The sequence below is a fragment of the Paracoccus solventivorans genome, assembly GCF_900142875.1.
GTDB lineage: Bacteria > Pseudomonadota > Alphaproteobacteria > Rhodobacterales > Rhodobacteraceae > Paracoccus > Paracoccus solventivorans.
In genome coordinates this window covers 1-13,436 of sequence record NZ_FRCK01000013.1, presented here as the reverse complement: position 1 = coordinate 13,436, position 13,436 = coordinate 1, and the positions used below count along the sequence as shown (strand labels likewise).

The window sequence follows — 13,436 nt, the reverse complement described above, 5'->3', positions numbered from 1 at the left end:
GGGCAGGAGGCGCAGCGTTCCTCGTCGCGCACCGCCAGCCGGACGGCCTGGTGGTGACCGGTGCCGCGAGGCATTCCAGCCGGCACACATGAGCGGCACGGAACAGCTCGGCTCGAGAGGAAGAGGCGATCTGTCCGGCTACTCCGGGCCGCCGGTTTCCGCCCAAGCCCGCCAGACCGTCCACCGACTGAAGACAGGGCCCCCTTTCCGACCGCCCGGCAACTCCCGGACAACCGCTCAAAGACGCCTAGGTGACGGACTCCCAAGCGCGCATCCCGAATCGCGCATGTCCAAGCAGGACGACTGCGGGATAGTTTCCAGCGGTTTTTTATATCGCGCTACGGGTTTCCGGTGCTGCTTGAACCCGTTGCAGAACCACATGACGATATTGCACTGTCGGTAAAGTACGGGGATCAATCTGCCGCTGCATCTCGTGGACCCGCCGTGTCAGGGAAGTGGCCGCCCCGCATCGCAATCAAGTCGGCACCGCGCGCATTGTAACCGCGGCCGGCCGCCACGTCGCGGGGATCGGGTGCACTGTCAGCAGCTCGACCACCCTCGCCTTGTCCCAGGTCCCTCCGTCAGCATGATGGCGACCGGCAGGATGCGCCCGGCCGCCATCGCCTTGATCTTCCTGCTCGACCCGCCTGAGAACGGCCAACGGCGCGATATGTCCGCAGCTCTCTCGGGCCGCGGGCGGCCGATGCCTTACCCATTTTGCCCGTCGCCTGCGGATACGCCCGGACAAGCGAACTGTCGATCAATAGCAGGCAGTCGACTGACTTCTCCGCCAGCACCACGAACACCCGCAGCCAGAATCCGAACTTGGTCAACTATTGAAGCGGTTGCAGATCGTCGTCGAGGGGCCATAACGCTCCAGCAGGTCCCGCTAGGAAGAGCCGGTACAGCACCCGGAAATCCCCGTTCAGCCGGTCATCCACACGTGCGGCTTGTTCGAGCAGCGGCCGGATCAGCCCATTCATTCGATCGGGAAGCCCTCTACTCGAGCGTTTCCTGATCCTTCTCATTCCGTCAGATCAAAGCTTGCCGTGACAGCGCCTCCAAACGAAAGGGCAGCCCATCCGCAATCCCACCAGAAGCGTGTTTATGGGTTCACAAGCTCCACCCATGCCCCGCGGCAGTTCCTGAGCCTCCGACCGGAGCCCCAGGGATATGGATCGTTGCGCGGGGAGTTCCCCAGTGGCGGGCCGGGCATATCAAAGCGGGGTTTGCAACTGGCGATCCCGGATTGCAACCGGCGATCCCGGCCGTCCGCTGCCCTCAGACCCGCCGGAGCGTCGGCCGGCAGCAGATGCAGCTATCCGTCAGGACAAGCCCGAGAACTCCGGAAAACCGCCGGACACCCCGCTAAAAACCCCTACACCAGCGCCCCGTGGCAGTTCTTGAACCTCCGGCCCGAGCCGCAGGGGCAGGGGTCGTTGCGCGAGGGGTTGCCCCAGGTGGTGGGGTCGGTCTCGTCGAAGCCGGGGATGCGGCCGGCGACATCGGCGGCGGCGGCCTCTTCGTGGCTGGGCTGGGCGGCGGCCTGTTGCGCCTGCAGCTGCGCCTGGTACTGGCGCATCATCTCTTCGCGCTCGGCGTCGGTCAGCGGGCGGATGCGGGCGAGGTTCTGGGTCACGTCGCCGCGCAGCCCGTCCAGCAGGTTCTCGAACAGCTGGAAGGCCTCGGTCTTGTATTCCGCCAGCGGATCGCGCTGCGCATAGCCGCGGAAGCCGACGACCGAGCGCAGGTGCTCCAGCGTCACCAGATGCTCGCGCCACTTGCCGTCGATCTGCTGCAGCAGCACCTGCTTTTCGATCTGGGCCATCTGCTCGGGACCGAACTGCTCGGTCTTTTGCGCCATATAGGCGTCGGTCGCGGTGCGGATCCGTTCCAGCATCGAGTCGCGGTCGACGCCGTCCTCGGCGGCCCAGTCGGCGATCGGCAGCTCCATGTTCAGCTGCTCGACCACCGCCTTGCGCAGCCCCTCGGTATCCCATTGCTCGGCATAGGATTTTTCGGGAAGATAGGTGTCGATCAGATCCTCGATCACCTGCAGCCGCATGTCGGCGGTGATGTCGCCGACGTCCTCGGCCTCCATGATCTCGCGGCGCTGGGAAAAGATCACCTTGCGCTGGTCGTTCATCACGTCGTCGAACTTGAGCAGCTGCTTGCGGATGTCGAAGTTGCGGCCCTCGACCTTGCCCTGGGCGCGTTCCAGCGACTTGTTGACCCAGGGGTGGACGATGGCCTCGCCCTCTTTCATGCCCAGGGTGGACAGCACCTTGTCCAGCCGTTCGGATCCGAAGATCCGCATCAGGTCGTCCTCGAGCGACAGGAAGAACAGCGAGCGGCCGGGGTCGCCCTGCCGGCCGGAACGGCCGCGCAGCTGGTTGTCGATGCGGCGGCTTTCGTGGCGCTCGGTCGCCAGCACGAAGAGCCCGCCGGCGTCCAGCACCGCCTGCTTGTCGGCGGCGTGCTCGGCCTCGATGCGGGCGCGCAGCTCGTCGGGGTTGGCGTCCGGGTTGGCGGCCAGCGCCTGCATCACCTTCATCTCGACGTTGCCGCCCAGCTGGATGTCGGTGCCGCGGCCGGCCATGTTGGTGGCGATGGTGACGGCGCCGGGCTTGCCGGCCTCGGCGACGATATAGGCTTCCTGCTCGTGCTGGCGGGCGTTCAGCACGTTATGGGGGATGCCCTCTGCCCTCAGCATGTCCGACAGCATCTCGGACTTCTCGATTGAGGTGGTGCCGACCAGCAGCGGCTGGTTGCGGGAATGGGCTTCCTTGATCGCCTCGATCACCGCGGCATATTTCTCGGTCGCGGTGCGATAGACGCGGTCGTGTTCGTCGACGCGCTGGATCGGGCGGTTGGTGGGGACCTCGACCACGCCCAGCTTGTAGATCTCGGCGAACTCCTCGGCCTCGGTGGCGGCGGTGCCGGTCATGCCGGAAAGTTTTTGGTAAAGCCGGAAGTAGTTCTGGAAGGTGACCGAGGCCAGCGTCACGTTCTCGGGCTGGATATCGACGCCCTCTTTCGCCTCGATCGCCTGGTGCAGCCCGTCCGACAGGCGGCGGCCCTGCATCATGCGGCCGGTGAACTCGTCGATCAGCACGACCTCGCCGTCCTTGACCACATAGTTCTGGTCGCGGCGGAACAGCTTGTGGGCGCGCAGCGCCTGGTTGGCGTGATGGACGATCGTGGTCGATTCGGGGTCGTAGAGCGTCTGCCCCTGCGGCAGGATCCCGGCCTGTTGCAGGCGCTTTTCCAGGAACTCGTTGCCGTCCTCGGTAAAGGTGGCGTTGCGGGTCTTTTCGTCGACCTTGTAGTGGTCCTCGGTCAGCTCGGGGATAAAGGCGTCGAGCGTGCGATAGAGCTCGCTGCGGTCCTGCGACGGCCCCGAGATGATCAGCGGCGTCCGCGCCTCGTCGATCAGGATCGAATCGACCTCGTCCACGATGGCGAAGAAATGCCCGCGCTGGGTCATTTCCTCGATACTGCCCTTCATGTTGTCGCGCAGGTAGTCGAAGCCCAGCTCGTTGTTCGTGGCATAGGTCACATCTGCGCGATAGGCGTCGCGCTTTTCCTGATCGCCCTGGAAGGGATAGACCACGCCGGTGCGCATCCCCAGCGCGGCAAACACCTTGCCCATCCATTCGGCGTCGCGCTTGGCCAGATAGTCGTTGACGGTGACCACATGCACGCCCTTGCCGGCCAGCGCGTTCAGATAGGCCGGGAAGGTGGCGACCAGGGTCTTGCCCTCGCCGGTCTTCATCTCGGCAATGTTACCCTGATGCAGGAAGATGCCGCCCATAAGCTGCGTGTCGAAGGCGCGCAGGCCCAAGGCGCGGCGGGCGCCCTCGCGGCAGTTGGCAAACGCTTCGGGCAGCAGCGCATCCAGGCTTTCGCCGGCCTGACCGTCGCTTCCTTGGGCACGGGCCTGCAATTCCCGGGTCTTGGCGACCAGATCTTCGTCCGACATCGCCTGGAACTGCGGTTCCAGCGCGTTGATGCGGGCCACCAGCGGGCGGACGGATTTCACCTTGCGGTCGTTGGGGGTGCCGAAGATCGACTTGGCCAGATTTCCGATGCCGAGCATGGTGTCCTGTCAGGTTGGGCGCGGCGGGCGTGACGCCCACTTGCCCCGACCGACGGCCTTGCCCTATCACGAGGCCGGAAAATCGGCGGCGGGCGCGCATTTTCGGTTGCGCCGGATGTAGGCCTCGCCCGCCCCGCTGTCAACGCCACCCCGGCCGGGATGGGCCGCCGGGCAATCATCGCAAAGGGGACACAAGCTCCATGCTGAAAACCACTCCGGCCATCGTTGCCGCCGCCGCCCTGCTGATGGGCGCGCCCGCGCTGGCGCAGACGGCGGAAACCCCCGCCGCCGTTCCCCCCGCCGTGGCCCCCCCCGCCGTGGCCGAGGTCACCGGCGCCCCCCGCGCCGACAGCGTGGTCGCCGTGGTCAACGGCGAGGCGATCACCCTGGGCCAGATGATCGCGATGAAAGAGGGGCTGCAGGGCGGCGCCGGCGATCTGCCGGACGTGGCACTGTGGGACCTGATGCTGGACCAGATGATCCGGCAGACCGCGGTGGCGCAGGTCACCGCGCAGTCGCTGACCCCGCGCGACCGCGCCATGCTGGAACTGGACCGGCGCGGCTATCTGTCGGCCGCGACGCTCGAGCGCGTGGCCAAGCCCGAGCCGACCGAGGAAGAGCTGCGCGCCGTCTATGACGCCGCCTTCGGCAGCGGCGATTCGCCGAAAACCGAATACAGCGCCGCCCATATCCTGGTCGCCACCGAGGACGAGGCCAAAGCCATCGCCGAGGAGTTGGCCGGCGGTGCCGATTTCGCCGCCCTCGCGGCCGAGAAATCCACCGACAACAGCGCCGCGAACGGCGGCGATCTGGGCTGGTTCACCGCCGAGATGATGGTCGAACCCTTCGCCAAGGCGGTCGAGGCGCTGGAACCCGGGCAGGTCTCGGCCCCCGTGCAGTCGCAGTTCGGCTGGCACCTGATCCGCCTGAACGAGACCCGCGAGCAGACCCCGCCCGAGTTCGAGCAGATCCGCGAGCAGCTGGCCACCCAGGTCCGCCGCAACCGCGTCGATGCCGAGATCGAGCGGCTGGTGTCGGCCGCCAGCATCGAAAAGACCGAGGGGCTGGCGCCCGAACTGCTGAACCGCACCGAACTGCTGGACAACTGATCATGGCCAAGGATCCCCGGAAAGCCGCCGAAAAGCTGCTGCGCAAGGCCGAAAAGGCCGCGCGCAAGGCCCGCAAGGCCGCCGAGCGCGCCGAAACCGCCGCCGCCGCCCCGGCGGCTGCGGCCGCTGCTGCCAAGGCGGGGCCGCTGGTCTCGCCCCTCGCCCCGGCCGAGTTCCCCGAGCTGCCGGCGATCGCGGGCGTCGAGTTCGCCGCCGGCGCCGCCGGGATCAAGTACAAGGACCGCACCGACGTGATGCTGGTGCGGCTGGCGCCGGGGACGGCAATCGCGGGGGCCTTCACCCGGTCCTCGACCCGGGCGGCCTGCGTGCTCGACTGTCAGGACAAGCTGGCCGGCAACCCCGACAGCGACCAGGGCGCGGCGATCGTGGTGAACTCGGGCAACGCCAACGCCTTTACCGGCGCGGCCGGGCAGCGCTCGGTCGATGCGGTGACCGGGGCGGTGGCCCGCGCGCTGGGGGTGCCGGCGCGGCGGGTGTTTTCCTCCTCGACCGGGGTGATCGGCGAGCCGCTGCCGCATGAGCGCATCACCGCCATCCTGGACGATCTGGCCGGCGGGCTGGACGAGGGCGGCATCGCCTCGGCCGCGCGCGCGATCATGACCACCGACACCTTCCCCAAGGGCGCAGGCGCCGAGATCGCGGCCGAGGGCGGCAGCATCCGCATCAGTGGCATCGCCAAGGGCTCGGGGATGATCGCGCCCGACATGGCGACGATGCTGGTCTATATCTTCACCGACGCGAAGATCGAGCCGAAGCTGTTGCAGCGGATCCTGTCGGCGCAGATGGACGAGACCTTCAACGCCATCACCGTGGACAGCGACACCTCGACCTCGGACGTGCTGATCCTGGCGGCGACGGGGCAGGCGCAGGCCGCGCCGATCACCGACCTGCGCAGCAAGACCGCGCGCGCCTTCATCCAGGCGCTGGCCGGGGTGATGCGCGACCTGGCGCAGCAGGTGGTCCGCGACGGCGAGGGCGCGACGAAATTCGTCGAGGTGCAGGTGACGGGTGCGGCCAGCGACGCCGACGCCCACAAGGTCGCCATGGCCATCGCCAACAGCCCGCTGGTCAAGACCGCCATCGCCGGCGAGGACGCCAACTGGGGCCGCGTGGTCATGGCGGTCGGCAAGTCGGGGGCGCAGGCCGACCGCGACCGCCTGTCGATCCGCTTCGGCGACATGGTGCTGGCCGAGAACGGCTGGCGCGCGCCCGGCTACGACGAGGCCGCCGCCAGCGCCTATATGAAGCGCGACCATCTGGTGATCGGCGTCGATCTGGGGCTGGGACGCGGGGCCCGCACGGTGTGGACCTGCGACCTGACCCACCGCTATATCGACATCAACGCCGATTACCGGTCGTAAAGGGGGGCTTCGCGCCCCCCGCCCTTCGGGCTCCCCCGCGGGATATTCAGGCAAGGAAGAACGATGGCGCGGCTGGTTCTGGTGGCGGCGGTGGCCCTGATCGACCCGGAGGGGCGGGTGCTGCTGGCCCGGCGTCCCCCCGGCAAGCCGATGGCGGGGTTGTGGGAGTTTCCCGGCGGCAAGGTCGATGCCGGCGAGACCACCGAGGCGGCGCTGATCCGCGAGCTGGACGAAGAGCTGGGCATCCAGACCTGGGGATCCTGCCTGGCGCCGCTGACCTTCGCCAGCCACGCCTACGAGGATTTCCACCTGCTGATGCCGCTGTTCGCCTGCCGCCGCTGGCAGGGCGTGCCGCAGCCGCGCGAGGGGCAGGATCTCGCCTGGGTGCGCGCGGCCGAGCTGACGCGCTATCCGATGCCGCCCGCCGACCTGCCGCTGATCCCCATCCTGCGCGATTGGCTGTAATGCCGTTGCAACTTCACCACAAATACGACGGGTGCGCGCGGAAAATCTGACTTCTGTTAACTTTATCCTAATCCTTCCATGCCATTTTCGAGGAGAATCGAAGCAGGGATGATGGAAGGACTTGGCCATGATTCGAACGATCATCGTCGGAACCTGCGTCTCGGTGCAGGGCATGTTCGAGCGCGATCTCGGCAACGGCCAGATCGCGGTGCGGGTGGGGCAGAAGACCTATGTCGGGAAGCCGGTTCTGAATTGAGAGCGGGCGCGGTCCGATTGGCCGCGGTCAGACTGGACGAGGGCGCCTAACGTCGCCCGAAGGGCGGTATATGCCGAGGGCTGAGGGTCCGGCTTCAGGTGAGGATGCCCTCGTGCAGGCGATTGCGCCGGTGCTGCATGGGCCAGTTGCTCAGGTGTTGCCGTAGGGTTGCCCCTGTACTGCCGCATGGGTCAGTTGCTCGATACTGCCGTATGGGCGGTTATCTCGGTGCCGAAACGCGTGGTCGAGCTCAGGGCCGGGTGGTCGCATACAAAGATTGGCCGCATACCCGCCCATCAGGTTGCGGCGGCGCGGCGGGATTGCGGCGCGGCTGGGCTCCTGTCTCAAGTGCCGAAGGGGCAAAGCCTGGACGGGTGCTGATTGCGCGGTCTGCGGGGCAGATATCTTCAGAACGGAAATGCAGGACAATGCGTGGGCGGCCAGGGATCACGCGGTCTGCAGGGCCGATTGCGGGGCAATGCGCTGACGGCCGCGGATAGGGCCATCTGCATTGCCGGTATCCGCAAAGCCGGTTTCGGTCGCTCTCCTTCCCGGCCACGGGAAACGTCGCCGAAGCTAGAACTTCCGGGTAGGTTTTCGCAGCTTGCCGGCCGCCGCTCTTGGCGCGAGGCTCTGGCCGGCCAGCGGGGTTGTCTTTACCGCCGCGGGTCTTGCCTGTGCCGGGCCTGCGGAGGCAGCGTCGCCGGGCGCAGCCTGCGCGCCGTTCTGGCGCGCCGCAGCGGCGCCGGCCTTGATCTTCGCCGCCAGCTCCTTGGCGATGGCGAATGCGCCCTTGATGCGGTCGGCCTCGGAGGGCCAGGGGCGGCTGACCACCAGCTTGTTGTCGGTGATCCGCGCCGCACCCTTCTGCTCGGTCAGGAACTCGACCAGCCCGGCCGGATTGGGGAACTTGTCCTGGTGGAACTGGATCGTCACCCCCTTGGGCCCCGCCACCAGCGACGAGATATTCGCGCGCTTGGCCATCGCCTTGATGCGGATGACCAGCAGCAGCGTGTTCACCTCACGCGGCAGCGGACCGAAACGGTCGATCAGCTCGGCGGCGAAGCCTTCCAGCTCGACCTTGGTGGTCAGCTGCGACAGGCGGCGATACAGTTCCAGCCGCACGTCGAGATCCGGGATGTAGCTTTCCGGGATGGTCACCGGCACGCCGAGGGTCAGCACCGGCGCCCATTCGTCCTCGGGCGTGCCCTCGAGCTCGCCCGATTTCAGCCGCGCGATGGTTTCTTCCAGCATCTGCTGGTAAAGCTCGAACCCGACTTCCTTGATATGGCCGGATTGCTCCTCGCCCAGCAGGTTCCCCGCCCCGCGCAGGTCCAGGTCCTGCGAGGCGAGGTTGAACCCTGCCCCGAGGCTGTCGATCGAGCCCAAGAACTTCAGCCGCCTGATCGCCTGCGGGGTCAGCGGCACCCGCGGCTTGGTGGTCAGATAGCAATAGGCGCGGGTCTTGGACCGCCCCACCCTGCCCCGGATCTGGTAAAGCTGCGCCAGTCCGAACATGTCGGCGCGCCAGACCACCATGGTGTTGGCGGACGGAATATCCAGCCCCGATTCCACGATGGAAGTCGCCAGCAGCACGTCGTGGCTGCCGTCGTAGAAGGCGTTCATCCGCTGGTCGAGATCGCCCGCCGCCAGCTGGCCGTGGGCGACGATGGTGGAGACCTCGGGAACATGCTCGCGCAGCCAGTCCTCGACCTCGGGCAGATCAGACAGGCGCGGCACCACGAAAAAGCTCTGCCCGCCGCGGTATTTCTCGCGCAGCAGGGCCTCGCGGATCGTCACGCTGTCGAACTCGGACACATAGGTGCGGATCGCCAGCCGGTCCACCGGCGGCGTGCCGATGATCGAGAGATCGCGCACCCCGGTCAGCGACAGCTGCAGCGTGCGCGGGATCGGGGTGGCGGTCAGGGTCAGCACGTGGATGTCCGAGCGCAGCTCCTTCAGCCGCTCCTTATGGGCGACGCCGAAATGCTGTTCCTCGTCGATGACCAGCAGCCCGAGGTTCTTGAACCGCAGCTGTTTCGCCAGCACCGCATGGGTGCCGACCACGATATCGACCGAGCCGTCCGCCAGCCCCGCCCGCGTCGCCGCCGCGTCCTTGGCGGAAACGAAGCGCGACAGCGGCCGCACCGTGATCGCGGTGCCGCGGAAACGCTCGGCAAAGCTGCGGAAATGCTGGCGGGCCAGCAGCGTCGTTGGCGCCACCACCGCCACCTGCATCCCCTGGCTGGCCGCGATGAAGGCGGCGCGCATCGCCACCTCGGTCTTGCCGAAGCCGACGTCGCCGACCACCAGCCGATCCATCGGCCGACCCGCAGACAGGTCGGCCGAAACGTCGTCGATGGCGGCCATCTGGTCGTCGGTTTCCGTATAGGGAAAGCGGGCCGAGAAGCTTTCCCATTCGTGGTGTTCCGGCTCCAGCACCGGCGCCGGACGCAGCAGCCGTTCGGCCGCCACCCGCATCAGGCGGTCGGCGATCTGGCGGATCCGCTCTTTCAGCCGCGCCTTGCGGGCCTGCCAGGCGCCGCCGCCCAGCTTGTCGAGCAACCCTTCCTCGTGCCCGTAGCGGGTCAGCAGCTCGATGTTTTCCACCGGCAGCAGCAGCCGGTCGCCGCCCGCGTATTCCAGCGCCACGCAGTCATGCGGCACCCCCAGCGCGGTGATGGTTTCCAGGCCGGTATAGCGGCCGATGCCGTGTTCGACATGCACCACCAGGTCGCCCGGGGTCAGCGAGGTGGTGTCCTTCAGGAAATTCTCGGCCCGCCGCCGCTTTTTCGCGCCGCGGATCAGCCGGTCGCCCAGCACGTCCTGTTCGGAAATCACCGCAAGCTGACCGGCGGCCTGCCCGTCCGAGACGAAGCCCTCTTCCAGCGGCCACACCGCCAGCCCCAGCGCGCCCTTTCGGTCGGGCAGGTCGCGGATGTCGTCGATGGGCGTGCCCGCCAGACCTTCGTCGGACAAAAGCCCGCTCAGCCGTTCGCGGGCGCCTTCGGAGAAGCTGGCGACGACCACCCGGCGGGTCTTTTGCAGATCGCGGATATGGGTGGCGAGCGCGCCGAACAGGTCGGTTTTCTCTGCCTGCCGCTCGGGTGCGAAATTGCGGCCCACCCGGCCGCCCGCGTCCAGCACCCCGGGACCGGGGGGCTGCGCCAGCACCGACAGCCGGATCACCCGGTGCGGGTCGAGCCAGCGCGCCCATTCCTCCGCATCCGCGAACATCGCGGCGGGCGCGACCGGGCGATAGACGTTGTCGGCGCCGCGCTTGGCCAGCGCCTCGCGCCGCGCGTCGTGCTGTTCGGTGATGGTGTCCCAGCGGGCGGCGCGGTGCTGTTCGGCGTGGTCGTCCAGCACCACCGAGGCCCCGGGCAGATAGGCGAAGATGCTGTCCAGCCGGTCGTGGAACCACGGCAGCCAATGTTCCATCCCGGCCAGTTTCTGCCCGGCGCTGACGGCCTCGTACAGCGGGTCATGAGCGCCGCCGCCGTATTCGGCGCGGTAGTTCTGGCGGAAGCGGGTGATCGAGGCCTCGTCCAGGATCACCTCGGACATGGGCGCGATTTCCACGCTGTCCAGCGCCCCCAGGCTGCGCTGGCTGTCGGGGTCGAAACGGCGGATCCCGTCCAGCACGTCGCCGAACAGGTCCAGCCGCACCGGCCCGCCCGGTCCCGGCGGGTAGATGTCGATGATGCCGCCGCGGATGGCGTAGTCGCCCGGCTCGGTCACGGTCGGCGACTGCGAAAACCCCATGCGCGCCAGAAAGCCGCGCAGCTGCGCCTCGTCCAGCCGCTCGCCCTTGCGGGCGATGAAAGAGGCATGGCGCACCGTCTCGGCCGCCGGCAGGCGCTGCACCGCCGCATTCACCGTGGTCAGCAGCACGAAGGGCGCCTTGAGCCGCCCCGAGGCCAGCGCCGCCAGCACCTGCAGCCGCTGCGCCATGATCTCGCCCGAGGGCGACACCCGGTCATAGGGGGTGGTGTCCCAGGCCGGCAGTTCGAACACCGGCAGCTGCGGGGCAAAGAACGCCAGCGCCGCGCGCATCGCGGCCATGCGGCGGTCGTCGCGGGCGACATGGATCACGGGGCGGTTCGCAGCCGCGCCGCGGTCGGCCTCGCGCGCGATCAGCGCAGCGTCGAGGCCCTCGGGCGCGCCGGACAGGATCAGGGTTTCGGCCATGCGGGCTGACGTAAACCGCGGCAGCCGAGAGTCAAGCGGCGAAGCAACCCCTTACAGCCCGTTGGGATGCAGCAGATGCCAGCGCGTCCCCCACATCGCCGCCACCAGCACCGCTGCCGCCGACAGCGCCAGGGTGACGCGCATATGCGCCGCAACCAGCGCGGCGATGCGGAACGCCGCCTCGGCCACCGGCAGCCGCCCGGATTGCGCCTGCGCCAGCGGCCCCAGCAGCCGCCGCGCCAGCCGCACCCGCAGCACCGCCAGCCACATGAGCGGCGCCACCAGCAGGAACAGCGCCTGCGCCGTTTCCAGCCCGTAGCCGAAGCCCAGCCCGGCCAGCAGCGTCAGCAGGAAGGCCCCTGCCCCGACCAGCACCGCGCCCTCGCCCGGCGCGACCCGCCAGCGCGGCGCCACCAGCGACACCCAGTCCAGCAGGCGCAGCGCCTCGGGCGGCTCGTCCCCGGCGGGTTTGCGGCGGTTGGCGCGCACCAGCTCGGGCGGGATGCCCAGCGCGCCGCGGCTGGCCCTGCTCCACGCCAGGGCGAGCAGCAGCCAGTACCACATCGAGGCGAAGGACCGCGTGTCCAGAACCGCGATCAGCCCCTTCGCCCCGTCCATCCGCCGCCCCCCGATTGCCAGACCGGCGTTCATCCTAACCGGCGTGGCGACGGCGGCAAGCCGCCGCGGTTGCAACCCCCGCCCGCCCCGTGGCAAGCATCGCCAAAAGCAGGAGCCCGCCCCATGCCGTCCACGCCCATCGTCCCCGCATTCCCCTCTGCCCGGCTGCGCCGCCTGCGCCGTACCCCCGCCCTGCGCGCCCTGACCGCCGAACACCGGCTGTCGGTGGAAAACCTGATCTGGCCGATCTTCGTGACCGAGGTGGCGGGGGGCGAGGGCGAGATCCCCTCGATGCCCGGGGTCGAGCGGCTGACGCTCGACGGCGCCAAGCGGGCGGCCGAACGGGCGATGGAACTGGGGATCCCGGCGGTCTGCATCTTTCCGCATTCGGACCCGGACCTGAAGACCGAGGCCTGCGAGCGCGCCTGGGACCCGGAAAACATCGGCAACCGCGCCATCCGCGCCATCAAACAGGTTGCGCCCGAGCTGGCGGTGATGACCGACATCGCGCTGGACCCCTATAACATCAACGGCCACGACGGTTTCGTCCGCAACGGCATCATCGTGAATGACGAAACGGTCGCGGCGCTGGTTCGCATGGCGCTGGCGCAGGCCGAGGCGGGGGCCGACATCCTCGGCCCCTCGGACATGATGGACGGGCGCATCGCGGCGCTGCGCACGGCGCTGGAAGACGCGGGCCACAAGGACGTGGCGATCCTGTCCTATGCGGCGAAATACGCCTCGGGCTTCTATGGGCCGTTCCGCGATGCGGTCGGCGCCTCGGGGCGGCTGGTCGGCGACAAGAAGACCTATCAGATCAACCCCGCCAACCGCGAAGAGGCGCTGCGCTGCGTCGCCCGAGACCTGGCCGAGGGCGCCGACATGGTGATGGTCAAGCCAGGGATGCCCTATCTGGACATCTGCCGCGAGGTGAAGGACCGCTTTGCCGCGCCGACCTACGCCTATCAGGTCAGCGGCGAATACGCGATGCTCGAAGGCGCGATCCGCAACGGCTGGCTGGGGCGCGAGGTGATGCTGGAAAGCCTGCTCTGCTTCCGCCGCGCCGGCTGCGACGGGGTGCTGACCTATTTCGCCCCTGCGGTGGCCGAACTGCTGGCGCGCGAGTAAGAGAGGGCTTCGGGTTGGGGGCTTTGCCCCCGGCCCGTTCCGGGTCACCCCCAGGATATTTTTGCACGGAAGAAGGGGCTTCGGGGCGCTGCGGCCTAGGCTGCGGACTCATAATTCCGCATCCAGAGCCTTGAGCATGCCATGAGGACGGCGGCGAGGTAGTTTTGCGCTGTCTTTTCATATCTGGT

General features: G+C 68.3%; 8 protein-coding genes. 5 read left to right on the top strand and 3 right to left on the bottom strand.

Features of this window, described 5'->3' with window-relative positions; all coding sequences use genetic code 11:
* Positions 1–1,378 precede the first annotated feature (1,378 nt).
* The gene (gene secA / locus BUB57_RS14850; protein ID WP_073068435.1) at positions 1,379–4,099 is read right to left on the bottom strand and encodes a preprotein translocase subunit SecA; all 2,721 of its coding nucleotides are present in this window, start codon (positions 4,097–4,099) and stop codon (positions 1,379–1,381) included.
* Between the two features lie 200 nt (positions 4,100–4,299).
* Between secA and BUB57_RS14845 the strand changes: the two genes are divergently transcribed.
* From BUB57_RS14845 to BUB57_RS17280, 4 genes are all read left to right on the top strand, one after another.
* On the top strand, positions 4,300–5,208 hold the full coding sequence (locus BUB57_RS14845; RefSeq protein ID WP_234952102.1) for a peptidylprolyl isomerase: 909 nt from the start codon (positions 4,300–4,302) through the stop codon (positions 5,206–5,208).
* A 2-nt stretch (positions 5,209–5,210) separates the two neighbouring features.
* Entirely contained in the window at positions 5,211–6,590 is a 1,380-nt protein-coding gene (gene argJ, locus BUB57_RS14840) for a bifunctional glutamate N-acetyltransferase/amino-acid acetyltransferase ArgJ (protein WP_073068433.1), read from the top strand.
* Between the two features lie 63 nt (positions 6,591–6,653).
* Positions 6,654–7,055 carry a (deoxy)nucleoside triphosphate pyrophosphohydrolase gene (locus BUB57_RS14835; protein ID WP_073068431.1) on the top strand — a complete coding sequence of 134 codons (402 nt, stop codon included), beginning with the start codon at positions 6,654–6,656 and terminating at the stop codon, positions 7,053–7,055.
* A gap of 127 nt (positions 7,056–7,182) precedes the next feature.
* The gene (locus BUB57_RS17280) at positions 7,183–7,311 is read left to right on the top strand and encodes a hypothetical protein (protein ID WP_268801867.1); all 129 of its coding nucleotides are present in this window, start codon (positions 7,183–7,185) and stop codon (positions 7,309–7,311) included.
* 576 nt (positions 7,312–7,887) lie between these two features.
* Here the strand turns inward: BUB57_RS17280 and mfd are convergent.
* Entirely contained in the window at positions 7,888–11,502 is a 3,615-nt protein-coding gene (gene mfd, locus BUB57_RS14830; protein WP_084732193.1) for a transcription-repair coupling factor, read from the bottom strand.
* A gap of 51 nt (positions 11,503–11,553) precedes the next feature.
* On the bottom strand, positions 11,554–12,120 hold the full coding sequence (locus BUB57_RS14825) for a hypothetical protein (RefSeq protein WP_073068537.1): 567 nt from the start codon (positions 12,118–12,120) through the stop codon (positions 11,554–11,556).
* Between the two features lie 123 nt (positions 12,121–12,243).
* Between BUB57_RS14825 and hemB the strand changes: the two genes are divergently transcribed.
* The gene (hemB, locus tag BUB57_RS14820) at positions 12,244–13,248 is read left to right on the top strand and encodes a porphobilinogen synthase (protein ID WP_073068430.1); all 1,005 of its coding nucleotides are present in this window, start codon (positions 12,244–12,246) and stop codon (positions 13,246–13,248) included.
* Positions 13,249–13,436: the final 188 nt, after the last annotated feature.